The organism is Tardiphaga sp. OK245, assembly GCF_900108575.1.
Classification (GTDB): Bacteria; Pseudomonadota; Alphaproteobacteria; order Rhizobiales; family Xanthobacteraceae; genus Tardiphaga; species Tardiphaga robiniae.
In genome coordinates this window covers 929,349-949,183 of sequence record NZ_FNWZ01000004.1, presented here as the reverse complement: position 1 = coordinate 949,183, position 19,835 = coordinate 929,349, and the positions used below count along the sequence as shown (strand labels likewise).

The 19,835-nt window shown below is 61.5% G+C and carries 18 protein-coding genes and 2 pseudogenes; 8 read left to right on the top strand and 12 right to left on the bottom strand.

The window, feature by feature from the left end; all coding sequences use genetic code 11:
• Positions 1-216: 216 nt before the first annotated feature.
• Both BLW80_RS23135 and BLW80_RS23130 read right to left on the bottom strand, forming a co-directional pair.
• Entirely contained in the window at positions 217-477 is a 261-nt protein-coding gene (locus tag BLW80_RS23135) for a hypothetical protein (protein WP_068733822.1), read from the bottom strand.
• A gap of 191 nt (positions 478-668) precedes the next feature.
• Positions 669-1,490, bottom strand: a complete 822-nt coding sequence (locus BLW80_RS23130; protein ID WP_093759906.1) for a creatininase family protein — start codon at positions 1,488-1,490, stop codon at positions 669-671.
• Between the two features lie 88 nt (positions 1,491-1,578).
• Here BLW80_RS23130 and BLW80_RS23125 point away from each other — a divergent pair, with 88 nt between their 5' ends.
• From BLW80_RS23125 to BLW80_RS23100, 6 genes are all read left to right on the top strand, one after another.
• Positions 1,579-2,601: an ABC transporter substrate-binding protein gene (locus BLW80_RS23125; RefSeq protein ID WP_093759904.1), complete on the top strand. Its 1,023-nt coding sequence runs from the start codon at positions 1,579-1,581 to the stop codon at positions 2,599-2,601.
• 8 nt (positions 2,602-2,609) lie between these two features.
• Positions 2,610-3,416 carry an ABC transporter ATP-binding protein gene (locus tag BLW80_RS23120; RefSeq protein ID WP_093759902.1) on the top strand — a complete coding sequence of 269 codons (807 nt, stop codon included), beginning with the start codon at positions 2,610-2,612 and terminating at the stop codon, positions 3,414-3,416.
• A complete protein-coding gene (locus BLW80_RS23115; RefSeq protein WP_093759900.1) occupies positions 3,413-4,249 on the top strand; it encodes an ABC transporter permease in 837 nt (278 codons plus the stop codon). The genes BLW80_RS23120 and BLW80_RS23115 overlap by 4 nt, the downstream gene beginning before the upstream one ends.
• Positions 4,249-5,232 (top strand): 2-hydroxyacid dehydrogenase, encoded by a 984-nt coding sequence (locus BLW80_RS23110; protein ID WP_093759898.1) that lies wholly within the window; start codon positions 4,249-4,251, stop codon positions 5,230-5,232. The genes BLW80_RS23115 and BLW80_RS23110 overlap by 1 nt, the downstream gene beginning before the upstream one ends.
• Before the next feature lie 38 nt (positions 5,233-5,270).
• A complete protein-coding gene (locus BLW80_RS23105; protein WP_244528416.1) occupies positions 5,271-5,939 on the top strand; it encodes an AprI/Inh family metalloprotease inhibitor in 669 nt (222 codons plus the stop codon).
• 154 nt (positions 5,940-6,093) lie between these two features.
• Entirely contained in the window at positions 6,094-6,900 is an 807-nt protein-coding gene (locus BLW80_RS23100; protein WP_093759894.1) for a tetratricopeptide repeat protein, read from the top strand.
• 15 nt (positions 6,901-6,915) lie between these two features.
• On the opposite strand, the gene radC is transcribed toward BLW80_RS23100, so the two are convergent.
• The 4 genes from radC to BLW80_RS23080 all read right to left on the bottom strand — a co-directional run bounded on the left by radC (position 6,916) and on the right by BLW80_RS23080 (position 10,733).
• The gene (gene radC, locus BLW80_RS23095) at positions 6,916-7,635 is read right to left on the bottom strand and encodes a RadC family protein (protein ID WP_093759892.1); all 720 of its coding nucleotides are present in this window, start codon (positions 7,633-7,635) and stop codon (positions 6,916-6,918) included.
• 97 nt (positions 7,636-7,732) lie between these two features.
• Positions 7,733-8,560 (bottom strand): type I methionyl aminopeptidase, encoded by an 828-nt coding sequence (map, locus tag BLW80_RS23090; RefSeq protein WP_068733840.1) that lies wholly within the window; start codon positions 8,558-8,560, stop codon positions 7,733-7,735.
• 131 nt (positions 8,561-8,691) lie between these two features.
• Positions 8,692-9,405: a DNA/RNA nuclease SfsA gene (gene sfsA / locus BLW80_RS23085; RefSeq protein WP_093759890.1), complete on the bottom strand. Its 714-nt coding sequence runs from the start codon at positions 9,403-9,405 to the stop codon at positions 8,692-8,694.
• A gap of 5 nt (positions 9,406-9,410) precedes the next feature.
• Entirely contained in the window at positions 9,411-10,733 is a 1,323-nt protein-coding gene (locus tag BLW80_RS23080; RefSeq protein WP_093759888.1) for a mechanosensitive ion channel family protein, read from the bottom strand.
• 239 nt (positions 10,734-10,972) lie between these two features.
• On the opposite strand from BLW80_RS23080, the gene BLW80_RS23075 reads away from it, so the two are divergent.
• Positions 10,973-12,769: a potassium/proton antiporter gene (locus tag BLW80_RS23075; RefSeq protein WP_093759886.1), complete on the top strand. Its 1,797-nt coding sequence runs from the start codon at positions 10,973-10,975 to the stop codon at positions 12,767-12,769.
• A 5-nt stretch (positions 12,770-12,774) separates the two neighbouring features.
• On the opposite strand, the gene modC is transcribed toward BLW80_RS23075, so the two are convergent.
• The 6 genes and pseudogenes from modC to mepA form a co-directional block, all read right to left on the bottom strand.
• Positions 12,775-13,455: a molybdenum ABC transporter ATP-binding protein gene (gene modC / locus BLW80_RS23070; RefSeq protein WP_093760100.1), complete on the bottom strand. Its 681-nt coding sequence runs from the start codon at positions 13,453-13,455 to the stop codon at positions 12,775-12,777.
• A 2-nt stretch (positions 13,456-13,457) separates the two neighbouring features.
• Positions 13,458-14,153, bottom strand: coding sequence for a molybdate ABC transporter permease subunit (modB, locus tag BLW80_RS23065; RefSeq protein ID WP_093759884.1), 696 nt, complete (start codon positions 14,151-14,153; stop codon positions 13,458-13,460).
• Positions 14,154-14,156: 3 nt separating this feature from the next.
• Complete coding sequence (gene modA / locus BLW80_RS23060; protein WP_089263656.1) at positions 14,157-14,942, bottom strand: molybdate ABC transporter substrate-binding protein; 786 nt, start codon at positions 14,940-14,942, stop codon at positions 14,157-14,159.
• 193 nt (positions 14,943-15,135) lie between these two features.
• Positions 15,136-15,634: pseudogene (locus BLW80_RS30845) on the bottom strand (hypothetical protein).
• A pseudogene (locus BLW80_RS30840) lies at positions 15,592-15,795 on the bottom strand (TOBE domain-containing protein); the annotation flags it as partial. The pseudogenes BLW80_RS30840 and BLW80_RS30845, both read right to left, overlap by 43 nt.
• Positions 15,796-15,946: 151 nt before the next feature.
• The gene (gene mepA / locus BLW80_RS23045; protein WP_093760098.1) at positions 15,947-16,882 is read right to left on the bottom strand and encodes a penicillin-insensitive murein endopeptidase; all 936 of its coding nucleotides are present in this window, start codon (positions 16,880-16,882) and stop codon (positions 15,947-15,949) included.
• 378 nt (positions 16,883-17,260) lie between these two features.
• On the opposite strand from mepA, the gene BLW80_RS23040 reads away from it, so the two are divergent.
• The gene (locus tag BLW80_RS23040) at positions 17,261-19,495 is read left to right on the top strand and encodes a putative bifunctional diguanylate cyclase/phosphodiesterase (protein WP_092140036.1); all 2,235 of its coding nucleotides are present in this window, start codon (positions 17,261-17,263) and stop codon (positions 19,493-19,495) included.
• Positions 19,496-19,835: the final 340 nt, after the last annotated feature.

The window sequence follows — 19,835 nt, the reverse complement described above, 5'->3', positions numbered from 1 at the left end:
ACTAATTCGCAATAGCAAGAAGCAACTGGAGAAGCATGTTTCAGTGGCAGCCGATCATGACGGTTGGATAACAGCAGCTGGCCGGCACGGCTCGAAAGGCATTTGGCGAGCGCAAAAAAATGACCCGCTCGGGGGGACAACCGAGCGGGTCTGGTGCGACACGGGGTGGATGAGGCGCCCGTGTCGGACGCAAATCCACGTCAGTCGATCAAGAGATTAGTAGTTGCAGGTCCGGACGCGGCCGACATAGTTGCCGTAGCCGTCATACTGGCGGACCCAGCCGCAGCGATATCCGTAACCGTAGTAGCCGTTGTTGGCGGCGATGGCGCTACCGACGACCGCGGCGCCGACTACACCGGCAGCGATGCCGAAGCCGATACCCGGGCCCTTGGCCTGAGCCTGCTGGGACGATGCCATGGTGCCGGCAGCGGTGAGAGCAACGAGAGCGAAAGCAGCAATCTTGGACTTGATCGACATGGGATAACTCCATCCTGTTGAAGTGCAGCCATCGTGGCCTGCATGCCAATCAGTCGGAGCCCAAACGGATCAGGTTCGAGGCCCGGTCGAACTATTTGGTTTCAGGCAAATTCTTTTGGTTTCAGAATCGTGTCGTCATCCGCGCGGAATATGTCGTCGCGTGAAGCGCGCAATCCGCGGTTAACCACATCTCACGCGCCAGAATCCGGTTCGCGATCAAACGCTGTCACGTCGAAGCGATGCATGTCCGCGAGCAATTCGCAGAATGCTTTTGCGCCGTGTGTCAGCAGTTTCTCGCCCTTGTCGGCTGATGCCTGCGTGGCGTCGCCAATAGCGCCGCTGGGATGGAGGTCTTCGGCCTGCCACGCGAATGGCGCGGGTCGGCTCGCCGACAGCCAGCGATAGGTCTTCTCCATCGCGATCGCTGACGACGCGAAATTTGCGATCTTGTCGTTGCGCACATGCTGCGGATAGCGCGCCAGCATGATCGATGTTTCCACGGCGCCGCCATGAATCCCGTGACGCAATTCTTCGTCGGTGAACAGGCCATCCGGCGCACCGAACCGATTCCATCCGGTGGTGGCGACCAGCATGCCGTATTCGGCGCGCAAGTCCTGCGCCGCGAGCGTCATCGCTGCGCTGTTGCCGCCGTGACTGGTGACGATCACGAGTTTCTGAACACCAGCGCGCGTGACGCTCTCGCCGATCGCTGTCCAGGTCTGCAATGCGATCTCGGTCGGCAGGGTCAGCGTGCCGGGAAAGGCGAGGTGCTCGGTCGAGATCCCCACAGGTTGAAGCGGCAGAAATGTCGCCGGAATATCGGCAGGCAGCAGGCGCTGGACCTCTGCAAGATAAGCCTCCGCAATCATGACGTCGGTGCCGAGGGGCAGATGCGGTCCGTGCTGCTCGGTCGCGGCCAATGGCAGCACTGCAATCCAGGAGGCCGGATCGCTCTTGGCGATGTCGGGCCAGTGAATGGCAGTCCAGTCGCGGGGCGGCATGTTGGCAGTCATCGAGGTGCGTTTCTTTGGTCAATTTTGCAGGGTAGTCTCGCAGCAGATTGCTTCCTATCATGGGCCATAACGGTCGACGGAGTCCAATATGAGCCCGATATCCCTGCTGCGCGCGTTAACCATTGCCGCACTGGCCGTGATGGCCGCGCGGTCGCCCGCTACAGCGGAAACCAGGCTCGACAAGGTCAGTTTCGGAACCAACTGGGTGGCCGAGGCCGAGCATGGCGGTTTCTTCCAGGCGGTCGCGGACGGCACCTACAAGAATTACGGGCTCGACGTCACCATCGTGCCGGGCGGGCCGAACGTGAACAATCGCATCCTGTTGATCTCGGGCAAGCTCGACTTCTTCATGAGCGCCAACACGCTGCAATCCTTCGATGCCGTCGCCAATAATGTGCCGGTGGTCGCTGTCGCGGCAATCTTCCAGAAGGACCCGCAGGTCTTTCTGGCGCATCCCAATCCCAAGGTGACCAAGCTCGAAGATCTCAAGCCGATGACGCTGCTGATCTCGAAGGAGGGCGTCGCCGGCTATTTCCAATGGATGCGATCCGAGCTTGGCTTCAGCGCGTCCAAGGTCAAGCCTTACACCTATAATGCGCAGCCTTTCATCGTCGACAAGAACAGTGCGATGCAGGGCTATGTTACGTCCGAGCCGTTCGTGGTCGAGAAGCAAGCCAATTTCAAGCCAACCGTGATGCTGCTCGCGGATTACGGTTTCGATGGCTATTCGACCTTGATCGAAACGCGCCGCGAATGGGTCGATAAGAAGCCGGACCTTGTCCAGCGTTTCGTCGATGCCTCGATGATTGGCTGGTACAACTATCTCTATGGCGACAACAAAGCCACCAATGAGGTCATCAAGAAGCTCAACCCGGAAATGACCGATGACCTGCTGGCCTATTCCATCGCCAAGATGAAGGAATACGGCATCGTCGACTCAGGTGATACGCTCAAAGACGGTATCGGCGCCATGAGCGAAGCGCGTGTTGCCAGCTTCTTCGACAAGATGTCACGCGCAGGCGTGGTCAAGCGCGACATCGACTATCGCAAGGCCTATACGCTACAGTTCATCAACAAGGGTGTCGGTCTCGATCTCCGGCCGAAGAAGTAGCCCGGCAGATGGTCGAACCTGCCTTGTCGTCGAGCGATGCCCCCACCGCCGTCCGCCTGCGCGGCGTCGCGAAGGTCTATGACAACGGCACCGTGGCGCTGGGGCCGCTTGATCTCGATATCCGCAAGGGCGAATTCGTCTCGCTGTTGGGCTCGTCCGGCTGCGGCAAATCCACCGCACTGCGCCTGATTGCCGGTCTGATCGCGCCGTCAGCGGGCACTTTGGATGTGGCCGCACACAGCAGCGGTCACGCCATCGGTTTCGTGTTCCAGGAGCCGACACTGATGCCGTGGAGCACGATTCGGGAGAATGTACGGCTGCCTCTGAAGCTGGCGTATATGCCGGATGCTCAATCGAGCGCGCGCGTGAACGAGGTGCTCGCACAGGTCGGTCTCGCGGACTTCGCTGACGCCTATCCGCGTGAATTATCGGGTGGCATGAAGATGCGGGCGTCGCTGGCCCGCGCGCTGGTGACCGAGCCGGATATCCTGCTGATGGACGAGCCCTTTGCGGCGCTCGACGAGATCACGCGCTTCCGGCTCAACAACGACCTGCTGGCGTTGTGGCGCGAACTCGGCAAGACCGTCATCTTCGTCACCCATTCGGTGTTCGAGTCGGTTTATCTGTCGCAGCGCGTTGTGGTGATGACCTCGCGGCCTGGTCGCGTCAGCACCGAATGCCGTATCGAATCCGCCGAACCGCGCGACGACGCGTTCCGCACCTCGATGGCTTATGCCGGCTATTGCCGCGATGTTTCGCAAGCACTGATGGCGGCCAGTGACGCGGCATTCAACGCGACAAAGGCGCGGGCATGAAAGGGCTGGAGCCACTGCCCACAGTCGATCGCGGTTCGGTCGTGCCGGGCAGCGATACGCAATGGCAGCGCATCGTCTGGCCGGTGGTCGTGTTTGTCGCCGGAATCGTTTTGTGGGATCTCGTCGTTCGGATCGGCGAAATCCCGCCCTATCTGCTGCCCGGTCCCGTGCTCGTCTTTCAGACGCTGATCGCCGATTGGTCGATCCTGTCTGAATCCCTCGGCGTGACGCTTCTGACCGCGCTCGAAGGTTTCATTGCCGCAGCTGTCGGCGGCATCGCGTTGGCGCTGTTGTTCAACCAGTCCAAATGGCTAGAATATTCGCTGTTGCCCTATGCCATCGTGCTGCAGGTAACGCCTGTCATCGCCATCGCGCCGTTGATGCTGATCTATCTGCCGCAGCAGACGGCCGTAGTTGTCTGTGCCTGGATCGTGGCGTTCTTCCCGGTGCTGGCCAATACGACGCTCGGTCTCAATTCGGTGGATCGCAATCTGGCCGGTCTGTTTCAGCTCTATCGCGCATCGCGTTGGCAGGTGCTGCGCTATCTGAAGCTTCCGGCGGCATTGCCATTCATACTTGGCGGATTGCGCATTGCGGGCGGATTGTCGCTGATCGGCGCGGTGGCGGCGGAAATCGCCGCAGGTGCGGCGGGCGCTGGTTCAGGCCTCGCCTATCGCATTTCGGAATCCAGCTATCGCCTCAATATTCCCCGAATGTTCGCCGCGTTATTGTTGCTGTCCGTTGCGGGGATTGTGATTTATATGCTGCTCGCGCTGGTATCCCACATTGTGTTGCGGCGCTGGCATGAGAGTGCACTGCGAAAGGAAAAATAATGGGGACGGGAATCTCTTCGGACAAAATCGACCTGCTGATCTACGGACCGACGAAGCCGCTGATCAATAACGGTTTCTCGGATCAGTTCGTATTGCATAAATATGAAACCCAGCACGATCTCGAACGGCTGCCGGCGGGTGTCGCCGAGAAAATCCGCGGTATCGCCGTAACTGGCCTGGTGCCAACCAACAGCGCCGTGCTGGCGAAATATCCCAAGGTCGAGATCATCTCCTCGTTCGGCGTCGGCTACGATCACATCGACGCGAAATATGCCGCCGAGAACAACATCCTTGTTACCAACACGCCGGATGTGCTGACCGAGGAAGTCGCCGATACGGCGCTCGGCCTGTTCATCGCCACTGCCCGCGAATTCATCAAGGCGGATAAATATGTCCGTTCGGGCCTGTGGCTGACACAGCCCTATCCGCTCACGGTCGGCTCGCTGCGCGACCGCAAGGTCGGCATGGTGGGCATGGGCCGCATCGGTCAGGCCATCGCGCGCCGTCTCGACGCCTCGCTGGTACCGGTGGTCTATCACTCGCGCAACCCCGCCGCTGGCGTCTCGCACAAGCATCATCCGAACCTGATCGAGATGGCGAAGGCGGTGGATACGCTGATCGTCATTACGCCGGGCGGACCGTCGACGGCCAATCTCGTCAACGCGGAAGTCATGCAGGCGCTCGGTCCGCGCGGCATCATCATCAATATCGCGCGCGGTTCGGTGATCGACGAGCCTGCACTGATTGCGGCCCTCAAATCGGGCACCATTCTGGCCGCTGGCCTCGACGTGTTTGCGCAAGAGCCCAAGGTGCCGGACGAGCTGAAGTCGATGCAGAACGTCGTGCTGCTGCCGCATGTCGGCTCGGCGTCGGTGGTGACGCGCAACGCGATGGATCAGCTGGTGGTCGACAACCTCAAGCTCTGGTTTGCCGGCAAGGCGCCGACGACACCGATTGCGGAAACGCCGATAAAGGGACGCTGATCGTGAGACTCGCGTCGGGGCGCTGTCGATACTTTGCGCTGGTAGTTGCCGGCGCGCTGCTCGTCGGCGCACCGGCGCGAGCGCAGGACGCTGCCACCCTTCGAAAAAACATGATCGGGCAGTGGGAGCTCTCCACCACCGAACGCAGCAAGACCTGCGTGGTGACGCTGAAGAACGACACGTCACCACAGGGGCTGAAGCTCGAACTCGAACCGGATTGCGCGAAGGCATTGCCCTTCACCAAGGACATCGCAGCCTGGAACATCAAGGGGCTCGATATCGTCCGGCTGCAGAATCCCACAGGCGAAGCGGTGATCGATTTCACCGAAGTCGAGAGCGGCATTTTCGAGGGCATTCGTACGGGTGAGGGCGTCTATATTCTGCAAAATCTGGCGGCAGCCCGCTCGCTGACCAAGTCGATGGACCAGATGATTGGCGACTGGTCGATGGTGCGCGGCAGCGGCCGCGTGGTCTGCGGTTTGACGCTGACCAATACCGAGACGACCCAGGATAATTTCGCCGTGTTCCTGAAGCCGCGCTGTGAACCCCTGGTGGCGAATTTCAATCCCAAACAGTGGCGCCTCGAACGCGGCGAATTGCTGATGATGTCAGCATCGGGCGAGACCTGGCATTTCGAGGCTGACGACAACGCGCAGTGGCGCCGTGTGCCGGATAGTGCTGATCCGCTCATCCTGCTGCGACAGTAAATTTATCGCTCTGGTGAAGGACGCGTACCACTGCGGCTGGGGCAGCGGATTCCGGAAGTCGTTATCTTCAGCGGATCGCTGCCAGCCAGGCGTAAGACTGTTCCTCCCGAAACTCTGTGGAGCGACAGTAGAAGACTGTTTGATATTGCACTGCGTGACCGGCCTGTCTGCCAAATTCGCTGAGTTCGAAATCTCAGTCGGGTTCGAACCTATTTCCGTTGTGAATGACCAAGATGAAATGGTTCAAACCCGATTGGAGGGTGAGATGAAATTTTTCGCCTTGGCTTTTTCGTGCCTTTTATTTTTCTCAATGCCTGCCAACGCAAATGACGCAGGCACCTTTAATGCAATGGTCGCATTGGCGAACAAGGGAGATGCAGAGGCGCAATATCATGTGGGCATGATGTACAATAATGGCATCGGCACACAACAGGACCGTAGGCAGGCCTTTGGGTGGTTTCAAAAATCGGCTGCGTCGAACGACCCGTTGGGAGCCTATAAGCTTGGTTGTTACTATGACGGGCAAGGCGCAGGCATCGTGGAGCCTGACTCGGATCAAGCTTTGAAATACAAGCTTGTTTCTGCCGAAGCCGGCTACGCGCTTGCGCAGCACGATGTCGCTAATCTGTATGACAAGCGAGGAAATTCAGAAGAAGCGCTCAAGTGGTGGAAGAGGGCGGGCGATCAGGGATATCCCGGTGCACTCTTTGGTTTGTCCCGTTTGTATTCTGCCGGAAAAGGAACGCCAAAGGATCTGTCTTTGTCGTATGCGTATTTCAAACTCTCGAAGCTGGCGCCCGCGAAAAATGTGAATGAGATGGCTGCACTGTTGTCCGAACAAGAACTCAAGAACGCAGAAAAACTGGTGTCCGAATGGAAGCCGCGGACAACTGCTTTAACACTCAAGGCAAAGAGTGGTATTCGAGCAGCAGAAGAATACGTCAAAACCACCAAGAACTAAGTGTTCTGATTGGCCTTAGATCAGCTTCAGCCCCTTAAGGCTGGCATGGCCGTGTTTGCCGACGATGATGTGATCATGCACCGCGATGCCGAGCGGTGCGGCAACATCGATCACCGCCTTGGTCATCTGCACATCGGCCTGCGACGGTGTCGGGTCGCCGGAAGGATGATTGTGCACCATGATGATCGCTGTCGCGGATAGTTCGAGGGCACGCTTCACCACCTCACGCGGATAGACCGGTGTGTGATCGACGGTGCCGACCTGCTGCACCTCGTCCGAGATCAACTGGTTGCGCTTGTCGAGGAACAGGATGCGGAATTGTTCCTTGTCGGCAAAGGCCATGGCCGTGCGGCAATAGTCGATCACCGTGGCCCATGACGACAACGCGGTGCGCTGTTTCAATTGCCCCCTGGCGACGCGGCTGGTGGCAGCGGCGATCAGCTTGATCTCGGTGATGGCGGCTTCGCCGAGGCCGTCGACCTCGCGCAGCCGCATGTCCGGGGCATGCACGGTCTCGGCGAAGGAGCCGAATTTCGTGATCAGCGATTTCGCCAGTGGCTTCACATCCCGGCGCGGCAGCGCACGGAACAGCACCATTTCCAGCAGCTCGTAGTCGCTCAGCGCATCGGCGCCGACGCTCCGAAAGCGCTCCCGCAGTCGCTCTCGGTGGCCATGATAATGTGGCGCTTCGGCAAGACCCGGCGGCACAGTCGGATCGATGGGGCTAACGGGCATGTGGCGCAAACGCTCGCATGGACATTATCCGCGAGCATGCCGTGCCCGGCTGCATTTGCAACTAGAAAGTGTTCGATGTCGTGTGGCGATTTGAAGTTTAGGCGGCGGGCGTCGGCGGCTGTTCGTTATGCCGCTTGGACAGCGTGAAAATCTCGACGCCGGTCGCCGTCACGCCGACGGTGTGCTCGAACTGCGCCGACAGCGACCGGTCGCGGGTCACGGCGGTCCAGCCGTCGGACAGAACCTTCACATGTGGCTTGCCGAGATTGATCATCGGCTCGATGGTGAAGAACATGCCGGGGCGCAAGGTCACGCCTTCGCCGGGGCGGCCGACATGGATGATGTTCGGCTCGTCATGGAACATGCGGCCGAGGCCATGGCCGCAGAAGTCGCGCACCACACTCATCTGCTGCGGTTCGACGAAGCTCTGGATCGCATGGCCGATGTCGCCGGTGGTATTGCCCGGCTTGACCACGGCGATGCCGCGCATCAGCGATTCATAGGTGACCTCGACCAGTCGCTCCGCCTTGCGGGCGAGTTCGCCGACGCCATACATGCGGCTGGAATCGCCATACCAGCCCTCGACGATGAAGGTGACGTCGACATTGACGATGTCGCCTTCCTTCAGCGCGCGGTCGCCGGGCATACCGTGGCAGACCACGTGATTGATCGACGTGCAGGTCGAATAGCGATAGCCGCGATACATCAGCGTGGCCGGAAAGGCGCCATGGCTGAAGGCGAATTCCCGCACGAAATCGTCGATCGCCGAAGTCAGCACACCCGGCTTCACCAGATCGGTCAGCTCGTCCAGGCACAGCGACACCAGCGCGCCGGCCTTGCGCATGCCAGCAAAAGCGGCGGGACCGTGCAGCTTGATCTGGCCGGTTTTGCGCTGGGAGGTTTCGGAGGCTTCGACGTAGCTCATCAGGTGATCTTGCCAGGCAGGATGCGACGGGAATGCGTGATTTGAGGCCCTAATTTAATGGCTGGGGCGGTCAGCGCAAGCCAAAGCAGCCCCTCCAGGACCTCATCGCTCGGTCCCCAAGCCGGCCATATTCATGGCTGAATCGGCACTCGGCCGGCCAGAACGATGCTGCCGTGGTCGATCCGGCAGGTATAGGCGACGGCTTCGACGCCTGCGTTGCAGGCTTTGTCGAAGGCGCTGCCATAGGCCGGGTCGATATCCCGCGCCAGCGCAAAAGCCGTGGACGAGCCGATCTGGACCACGAACAGCATCATGGCCCGGGCGCCTGTGGCAACCATGGCGGCCAGTTCGTCGAGATGGCGGGCGCCGCGCGCGGTGACGGAATCCGGGAATTCCGCCAATCCCGGCTGGCGCATCATGTGGACGTTCTTGACCTCGACATAGCAGGGCGACCGTGACGGGTGTTCCAGCAGGAAATCCACCCGCGACGCAGCGCCGTATTTCACCTCACGGCGGATGGTGTCGTAGCCGGCGAGTTCGGGGATCGCGTTGGCGGCGAGGGCCTCCGCGACAATGGCATTGGGGTGCATTGTATTGACGCCGACCAGTTCCGGGCCATTGCCGAAATCGGCTTCGATCAGCTCCCATGAAAAAGGCAGCTTGCGGGTCTTGCTCGGCGACTTCGACAGCCAGACCCGCGCGCCCGGCGCCTGCAGGCCGAGCATCGCGCCGGGATTGGCGACATGGGCGGTGATCATGCTGCCATCGGCGAGCTCGACATCGGCAAGGAAGCGCTTGTAGCGCCGCAGCAGCGTCGCCGGAACCAGATCGGCCTGTAGCTTCATCGGAACTACTCCGGACCGGATGCGACTTCGACAATGGTTTCGACCGGTAGTGCACCGCCACGGATCTTCAGCTCGCGGACCGGATAGGGCACGCGGATGCCCTCACGCTTGAAGGCATCCCACAGTCCCAGCATCACCTCGCTCTTCACGGCATCCATGCCGTCGGGCGAGTCAATCCAGAAGGTCAGTGAGAATTTCATGCCGGCTTCGGCAAATTCGGTGAGGATGCAGTTCGGCGTCTTGGCCGTATTGGCCCGTGGCGATGCCGTTGCGACGTCGATAGCCAGCTTGCAGACGACGCGCGGATCCGCATCGTAATTGGCGCTGAAATTGACCTTCACCAGCGTGTCCTTGTCCGTATAGGTCCAGTTCACCACCTTCTGGGTAATGAGGTCCTCGTTAGGGATCAGGAACTCGCGGCCGTCGCCCGCGGCGACCGAGATGTAACGCGTATTCATCGCACTGATGCGGCCGGAGCTGTCGCCGATGGTGACGAGGTCGCCGGGCTTCACCGATTTGTCCGCCAGCAGGATCACGCCGCTGATGAAATTGGCGACGATTTTCTGCAGGCCGAAACCGATACCGACACCGACTGCACCGGAGAACACGGCGAGCGCCGAGAGGTTGATGCCGACCGCACCCATGACGAGAGCGACGGCGAACACCATCAAGAGCAGGCGCACCAGCTTGATCAGCAGGACCTGGATCGAGGGCGTGAGGTCATGGGACTGCCTGATCCGGCCTTCCAGAAAATTGCTGGCAATATTCGACAGCCATAGCGCTACCGCGAGCAAGACTCCGAGCTTGATCAAGAGTAGCGGGGTCAGCCGGAGGCCGCCGAGGTCGATTCCGTTCGCATCCAGCATGGTGATGGTCGGCTGCAACTGGCCGACAATGCTGAGGGCCGCCACGAACCAGGCCGAGATCGACACCAGCCGGACCAAGAATTCGTTACGGATCACGCTGGTGACAAGCCGGATCACTAGCCACGCGAGTGCAAGCTTCGCGGCCACCGACAGCAAATAGCTGCGGCTCGGCCATGTCACGCTCAGCATGATCACGCGGTCGAGGGTCATCAGGATGGCAAAGGCGCCGGTGGCCGCGCTGCCGACGAGAATGCGCATGAACATGCGCAGCGGCGCCGGCCAGCCCATCGCCAGCGAGGTCATATCGACCCGTGAGCGGATTGCGGCCCCGATGGCGAAGGCAATGCCACCACCGGCCATCATCAGTCCGAGCTGCAGATAGAACCACGGCGAGGTTACCTCGGCGCCGAACGATCGTGCGGTTGCCAGCACGAATTCGTGGGTGTCGGTCAGGTCAAGCATCGCGCGGCTCTCGTCTTCGTGAATGTATCGTGTGGTGTGGAATCATCGCTGGACGGCGCATTTGATTCGGATGGGCAGAGATTCACACAAGCACCACGTCGACGCCATCGAGCGGAGCTTCTGCCTTGAGCAATTCCCGAGAAATATACCTGCAAATAGGTATCACGCAGAAAACGTTTGGCGTCTCGGGATGACGACGATAAGCATGGATTTACAAGTATTTCCGGCCTCGGAGCCTCATGGCGTCACTTGATTCCGTCAGCATTGCCATCCTTCTCGGCGCAGTTCTGGTCATGGCCGGCATCCTGTCCAGCCTGCTCGCGCTTCGCTTCGGCGCGCCCTTGCTGCTGTTCTTCCTGTTTATCGGCATGGTGGCCGGCGAAGCGGGCCCCGGCGGACTGCGGTTTGACGACGTCCATACAACCTATGTGGTCGGCTCGGTTGCACTCGCGCTGATCCTCTTCGACGGTGGGTTGAAGACACGATTTCAGGCCATTCGCGCAGTACTGGCCCCATCGATGGTGCTGGCTACGATTGGCGTGTTGTTGACGGCGTTGATCACGGCGCCGGTCGCCAAATATGCCCTCGACCTGAACTGGACCCAGGCGCTGCTGACCGGCGCGGTGGTGGCTTCCACCGACGCGGCGGCTGTCTTTCTGCTGGTCCACGCGCAAGGCCTGCGCCTCAGACCAAGGGTCGGCGCGACACTCGAAGTTGAGTCCGGAACGAACGATCCGTTCGCCGTCTTTCTGACCCTGACGCTGGTCAAGCTTCTGTCGCTAGGGGACGCCTCTGCCGGTCACGTGGCAATGGAATTTGTTCAGGAAGCCGTGCTGGGCACCCTGATCGGCGTCGTCGGTGGCCGGTTGGTTGTCCTGGCCATGAATCGCGTGGCGTTGCCGCAGGGGCTGCATGCGCCCTTCGTCTGCACCGCGGCTTTGGTGATCTTCGGGCTGGCTCAGATCGCTCACGCCTCGGGCTTTCTGGCGGTCTATCTTGCCGGCATCATCATTGGCAATCGTCCGACACGGGCGCATAATTCCGTGGTGACGTTCCTCGATGCTGCGACGTGGCTGGCGCAGATCGTGATGTTCGTCATGCTCGGTCTTCTGGTGTCGCCGGAGCGGCTGGTGGGCAGCATCATTCCGGCGGTCGGCGTTGCCCTGGTTCTGATGTTCGTGGCACGCCCGGTCGCGGTCTTCCTGTGTTTGCAGCCCTTCCGCTTCAACTGGCGCGAAAAGATGTTCGTTTCGTGGGTCGGTCTGCGCGGTGCCGTCGCAATCTTCCTTGCCTCGATCCCGATGCTGGTTGGTCTGCCCAAGGCGTCGTTGTATTTCGACGTCGCTTTCGTGGTCGTGATCATCTCGCTGTTGTTTCAGGGATGGACGCTGGCTTTTGCCGCCCGGAAGCTGCATGTCGCTCTGCCGCGCACCGACAGGGGGCCGCGCCGTATCGAACTCGATTTGCCAGGTCAGCTCGAACAGCAACTGGTCGGCTATGCCGTGCGCCCGAAGAGCCTCTACCTGAAACGCAACCTTATTCCGTCATGGTCGAAGCCGACGCTGGTCATTCGCGATGAGCGCATCCTGACGCCGGCGGAGGCCGAGCCTGTTACGGCCGGCGATTACATCTATCTGCTGGCGCCGCCGGAAAAGGCCGAGGCGCTGGATCGCTTCTTTGTCGACATGCCGCCCAGTACAGCACCGGACCCGCATCTGCTTGGTGACTTCATGGTGTCTGGTGAAATCACTCTCGGCGACCTTGCAGCGATCTACGGCATCGCCGTTGATCCAGCCCAGGCATCGCTGACGCTGGCGGATTATTTCGATATCCATCTCGATCATGCGCCGACTGTTGGCGCCGCCTTGCCGATCGACAGTATCGATCTCGTCGCGCGCAGCCTTGGCGGCGGGCGTGTCAACGTGGTCGGTCTGCGTCTGCCCGAAGATGAAGATCCCGCGCCGCCGAAGTTGACACGCAGGCAAGCCCTCAAGGCGAAACTGAAACGAGGCTGGACCACGCTGTCCGGCGCCTGATTGGCTCAGGCTGCCGGGATGATACGCGGCAGGATCTCGGTGCCACCGAAGGCCGCGACACGGCCACGCCTCAGCATCACGACCTGCGTCGCCAGTTGCCGCATCTCGTCGGCATCGTGACTGACGAAGACCATCGGCACATCGCCTGCATCGCGCAGCCGCTTGAGGTAGGGAAGGATCTCCGCCTTCCGCTCCTCGTCGAGCGCCCCCATCGGTTCGTCGAGCAGTAGCAGCCTCGGTTGAGATAGCAGCGCCCGTCCCAGCGCCACGCGCTGGCGTTCGCCGCCCGAGAGGCCACCGGGACGGCGATCGAGCAGATGTCCGATATCAAGCATCTCTGTAATGCGTGTTTCCTCAGCGGGATCGCGTGTCAGACGGTTCATCCGGCGACCGTAATCGAGGTTCTGTGCGACGCTCAGATGCGGAAACAGTCGCGCATCCTGAAACACGTAGCCGATGCGGCGCCGATGCGGCGGGACGTGGATGCGCGCGCTGCCGTCATAGAGCACGTCACTATCCACGGCGATGATGCCGCGATCCGGCTGCACGAGGCCGGCAATCATGCTGACCAGCGAGGTCTTGCCCGCACCTGAGGAGCCGAACAGGCCCGTCACGCGGCCTTCGCTGGTGAAGGCGACGTCGACTGAAAATTCGCCGAGTTGTTTGAACACATCAACGCGCAGCACGATCAGTTTCCGTGCAGCCGTTGCGTCGCGCGGCGCGCGAACCATTCCGAAGCGATAAGCGCCAGCACAGCGATGCCGATGGAGATCATCACCAGACGTGAGGCTGCCGCGTCACCGTCGGGCGTCTGGATCAACGAGTAGATCGCGGAGGAAATCGTCTGGGTCTCGCCGGGAATGTTTGAGACGAAAGTAATGGTGGCGCCGAATTCGCCGATGGCCTTGGCAAAGCCGAGGACCATGCCGGCCAGGACGCCGGGCAGCGCCAGCGGCAAGGTCACGGTCGCAAACACCTTCCAGGGCGATGCGCCGAGCGTGCTCGACGCCTGTTCGAGCCGCCGGTCAACCGCCTCAATCGAGAGCCGGATCGGCCGCACCAGCAGAGGGAACGACATCACGCCGCATGCAAGCGCGGCACCCGTCCAGCGAAAGGCGAAGACGATGCCGAGATGTTCGGCGAGCCAGGCGCCGAGAATGCCGCGCTTGCCGAGCAGCAACAGCAGCAGATAGCCGGTGACGACGGGCGGGAGCACCAGCGGCAGATAGATTATGGCGTCGATGATCGGCTTGCCCCAGAAGTCACGCCGAGCGAGTAGCCAGGCGACGCCGATTCCAATCGGCGTCGAGATCAATGTCGCGATCACGGCGACCCTGACTGAAAGCAGGATCGCCGTCCATTCTTCAGGGGAGATGTTGGACACGTGTCAGGACGTCGGCTTGACCAGGAAAGTGAAGCCGTACTTCTCGAGAACCGTCTTTGCGGCCGATGACCTCAGGAAGGTCAGGTAGTCGGCGGCTTCGCTCTTGGCGGTGGTGGTCGCAGCTATCGGATAGATGATCGCAGGATGCGAGTCCGACGGGAAGGTGCCAATGATCTTCACGCCCGGATCGATCTTGGCATCGGTCGCATAGACGATGCCAAGCGGAGCTTCACCGCGTGAGACCAGCGTCAGCGCAGCGCGCACGCTCTCGGCCATGGCGAATTTCGACTCGGCGGCGGTCCAGCTGCCGAGCTTCTCAAGCGCGGCCTTTGCGTATTTGCCGACCGGGACCGACTTCACATCGCCGGTGGCGATCTTGCCGTCGCCGGCGAGCTTGGCGAGATCGAAGCCTTGACCGATGGTGACGTTGTCGAGCTTGGCGTCCTTTGCGGCGATCAGCACGATGCTGTTGCCGAGCAGGTCGGTGCGCGTGGCGACGTTGATGTTCTTTTTGCCGATGGCGTAGTCCATCCAGTCGGTGTCGGCGGACACGAAGACGTCGGCCGGCGCGCCCTGTTCGATCTGCTTGGCGAGCGCCGAGCTTGCAGCATAGCTGGCGGTGATCTTCACGCCGGTCTTGGCAGTGTAGGCGGCATCGAGCTCGTCGAGCGCGTTCTTCATCGACGCTGCGGCGAACACGGTGAGGGTTTTGTCCTGCGCATGGGCAGGCGTGAAGGTCGATCCGAGCAGGATCGAGAACGCAGCGAAAAGTCCGGCAAAACGGTTCATGTGGCGCTCCATGCGTGAGCGCAGCGCAAAGTGCGCGCAACTCAGGCGTTGGTTGGGTGGGACATGCGACAGGCGGAAGCGCCGTTCCGGCAATCCCGAGGACTTACGGTCCGCAGGGGATATCGCTGGGGAATAATATCAGGCTGGCCAAGGGGGTAAAGGCCCTTGGGCGCGGAGGCCTCTAAGGCTGCCGTCACTCGGACGGCAGCACGGCCAGGCTGATGGTGTTTTCAGTCACGCCGCTGACCTGGATCACGAACGGACCTGCAGCAATCGTACTTTATGGTCTTGCGGATGCCGGTGCAGTCGGTCGCGCCGCTGAACTCCATCGGCTTCAGGATCTCACCATCCTGCACCACGTCGACCCACGCCGCCGACGACAGGCTGATGGTGTATGTGCCAGCCTTTGGCGCCTTCTGGAAGCGCGCAAAGCCTGCAAATGTGCCGTCTTTCGGCCTTCGCTCTGGGGACGTCGGCAGCTTCGCCTCAGCGGGTGTCTTCAAATCAAGGATCGCTGCGGCGGGAATTGCGAGGTCGGCGCCAGAGGCAATCTTGAGGCGATCCTGCGCCGTCTGTGCAGCGCGCTCCTTGTCGATCGGCCACTTGAATTTGTCACAGCCGCCTGGCTCGGCAGCCCATGCAGGCGCCGAACCGCGATCATGACGTCGGAGGCTTTCACCACGACGATGCATTTGCCGCCGGCCTTGAGCGCCAGATCGTCAACGGCTTCGTTGGTGATTGACGAGGTCACGACCTGGCCGCCGCCGATGTCGACGCGGACATGCGACGTGGTCGCGCCCTTGGTGACTTCGAGGACAGTACCCTTGATCTGGTTGCGTGCACTGATGCGCATGTTGGATCTCGCCGATTGGGCCGGGCAGCTGACAGCCGCGGCTGATCTGGAAGGAGTTCGGGAGGGGCGCCCGTTGTTGATCGTCGGCTTACGGCACAACGATGGCATGTTCTAACCCGGTTTCACGACAATGCGATAGCCAATCGGCCGATCACGGTGCCGTCAGAACCTGTCGGCACGCAGCCGGCATTTCTGCGAGCGTCATCGGTGGCTTCGGCTTGGGCGGAACCGGCGGCGGTTTTGGATGCAGCACGGCATCGCTGAACCAGTAAGCCAGATCGCCGGCGCTGCAGCCCTCGGAATCAGTCGGCGGTGGCTGGGATTCGCATTCGGCACTGCCGACCGGGCATTTGATGCGGACATGGAAGTGATAATCATGGCCGTACATCGGCCGCACCTTCGACAGCCAGCTGCGGTCGCCCTTGGCTTCGCGGCACAGCGCCTTCTTGATGGCGGCGTTGACGAAGATGCGTTCCACGCTGGGCTCCACCGCCGCGGCGCGGATCACCGGCAGATGGGACGGCGTCCAGGTGGTCGGATCGATGTCGAGCCGGTCGTGCCGCACCATCATCACCGCCGACATCTCCTCACGCTCGTTGCGCGAGAGCTGGCGGTTCGGCATCGGCGTCAGCCAGATATCGGCATCAAGCCCGACCTGATGGCTGGCATGGCCTGTGATCATCGGGCCGCCGCGCGGCTGCGACATGTCGCCGACCAGGATGCCTGGCCAGCCGGCGTTCTTGTTAGCCTTGACCGATAGCCGCTCCAGCAGCTCGACCAGTTGCGGATGCGCCCAGTTGCGATTGCGCGATAGCCGCATCACCTGCCAGGTCGGCCCGTTGATCGGCAGCGCTTCGGCGCCTGCGATGCAGCCCTTGGCGTAGAAGCCGACCACGCGCACCGGCGATTTCGTCGGCAGCACCTTGCGGCCGAATAGTTCTTTGGCGCCGATGGCCGGGTCGTTCGGATTGGCCAGCGGGGGCAGCGGTTTCAGATCGACGCTGCCTTTGGTTTGCGCCAACGCCAGCGGCGTTGAAGCAATGACGGCGGGCAGGAATATGAGGCTGAGAATCAGGCGAAGGCTCATGCTGCGACTATAGCTGAAGCTGTCGATGAGGTGAGTGACCTGCGGCACGCATGATTTTAACGCGCGGGTAACCATGTCTGACGCTGGCGCTTTTTTTTGCGTTTGGGTTTGCTGGTCCTCCCGTTGCGACCGGCTCAGCCGTTTTATCAGCGTTTCGAGCCGCTTGCGTCTCTCACTTGGCGGGGATGATCGCGCGTGACCTGGTAACGTCCAGACATGGGTAGCCATAGGCCCACGGTTTTTGCCTGTTGTGAAGGCATGGGATGTGTACAGGCGCGCAGTTCAGACGGTAATCGGTTGCTGTGAACGGGCATTGATACCGTTTTTTCAGACACTTCTTGCACATATTGTCACACGCGCGTTGCGAGTGGATCATTGATGCCGAAGTTCCGGCCTGAAGCGAAAAAGAAAGCGAAAGCCGGACTGGCGTCTCGGATCACCCGGCCGAGCCGGGCGATCGCGGCTGCTCCGAAACTGGCGCCGAAAAAGGGTCTTGTCAGCGGTCCCATTCGCGAGATCGTGCGCCAGCGTGCCCAGGCCGAGGCGGCGATCGCGGAAGCCCGCAAATCCCACGAGCGTCTGCGCGAGGCGATCGACATCCTGCCGCAAGGCATCGTGTTTCTCGATTCCGACGGGCGCTACATCCTCTGGAACAAAAAGTACGCGGAAATCTACAACCGCAGCTCGGATCAGTTCGTGCCGGGTGCGCGTTTGCAGGACACGATCCGCGTCGGTGTCGAGCGCGGCGACTATCCTGAAGCCATCGGCCGCGAGGACGAATGGATCGCGGAGCGCGTCGCCAAGCTGTTCCATCCAGGCGAACGTCACGAGCAGGTTCTGGCCGACGGCCGCGTTGTCCTGATCGAAGAGCGGCTCACCGAAGACGGCGGTGTCATCGGTCTGCGCGTCGACATCACCGAGCTGAAACAGCGCGAGGCGTCGTTCCGCCTGCTGTTCGAGAGCAATCCGGTGCCGATGATCGTCTGTGCACTCGATGACGAACGCATCCTCAGCGTCAACGACGCTGCGATCGAACATTACGGTTACACGCGTCCGGAATTCGAGAAGCTCACCATCCGCCAGTTGCAGGCCTTCGAGGCCGCCCCGCCCTGGGTCGGCGATCACGCCAATGACGAGCAGGCCGCACGAACCTGGAAACACGTCAAGGCCGACGGCTCGCTGATCGATCTGGCGATCTATTCGCGGCACCTCGTCTACAACGAGGAGCCAGCCGTGATGCTGGCGCTGATGGATATCACGGAGCGCAAGCGTGCCGAGATGCGGCTGGCTTTCATGTCGCATCATGATGGCCTCACCGGCCTGCCGAATCGCAACCTGCTGCGTCAGCGTCTCGACGAGGTCCTCGCACATACGCGGCGCACCGGCGAGAAGGTCGCGGTGCTGTTTCTCGGCCTCGACAACTTCAAGGGCGTCAACGACACGCTCGGCCATGGTATCGGCGACAAGCTGTTGCGCGGCGTGGCGCGGCGGCTGCGCTCGTCGTTGCGCGAGGAAGACGCGTTGGCGCGGCTGAACTCCGACGAATTCGCCATCATCCAGACCGGCATCAACCGTCCCGAGGATGTCGTGCTGTTGGCGCGCCGGCTGCTCGACGCCGTCGGTGAGACCTATCTGCTCGACGGTCATTCGGTGGTCATCGGCGCCAGCATCGGGATCGCGATGGCGCCGAGCGACGGCGACGAATCCGAGCGGTTGCTCAAGAACGCCGACATGGCGCTGTCGCGCGCCAAGAACGACTCGCGCGGCACATTCAGCTTCTTCGAGTCCGGCATGGACGCCCGCGCGCAGGCGCGCCGCAAGATCGAAATCGATTTGCGCTCCGCCATTCAGGACGATCAACTGCGGCCCTTCTACCAGCCACTTATCGATCTCAAGACCGGCCGCATCACCGGCTGTGAGGCGCTGGTGCGCTGGCCGCATGCGGAGCGCGGCATGATTTCGCCGGCAGATTTCATCCCGGTGGCAGAAGACACCGGCCTGATCAATGCGCTCGGCACGCAGATCCTGCGCCGCGCCTGCAATGAGGCTGCGCGCTGGCCTGATGAAGTGCGCGTCGCAGTCAATCTGTCGCCGCTGCAGTTCCGCGTTGGCAATCTGCTCTCGGTGGTGATGGATGCGCTGAAGCATTCCGGATTGCCGCCGCGGCGGCTTGAGCTTGAAATCACCGAGACGCTGCTGCTGGAAAAGAGCAATCAGGTGCTGGCGACCCTGCACGCGCTGCGCGCGCTCGGCGTGCGCATCTCGATGGACGATTTCGGAACCGGCTATTCGTCGCTGAGCTATCTCAGAAGCTTTCCGTTCGACAAGATCAAGATCGACCAGTCCTTCGTGCGTGATCTCGGCTCCAATCGCGATGCGCAGGCCATCGTGCGCTCGATCATCAGCCTTGGCATGGGCCTCGGTGTCACCATCACGGCGGAAGGCGTCGAGACAGAATCCGAACTCGCCTGCCTGCGCAGCGAAGGCTGCCATGAAGGGCAGGGCTTCCTGTTCAGCCGGGCGCGGCCGAATGAGGAGATTGTCGAGCTGCTGCGCGCTCAGGCCATTGCTGCGCCGGATGCGGAACTGTCCGTCCGCGCGCAGGTCGCATAAGGCACGCGCCGATCTCCGCTTCGGTGAGGGTGCGGACGACCCTTCATCCCGTTTCCCATTGCGAGAATGGAGCGCCGGGAGGCGCCAGGGGTTTGCGAGACCCCTTGAGGCTGGCCTTGCGAGGGCCGGCCCGCACGTCAGCACCGGCGGGATTGCGAGTCCCGCAGGGAAGACGCGCGCGTTACGACATCGGTGGGGGTGCGAAGCCCGCCGAGCGAACGCTGCGCCTCCCGGCGCTCCACCAGCAGCTGCCCGGATCACCGGGTCGCCGCTGCAGTCTGATCGATGCTGTGTGTCATGAGCACGCAGCAATCGAGCAGGCTGGAAGCGAGGTAACTCA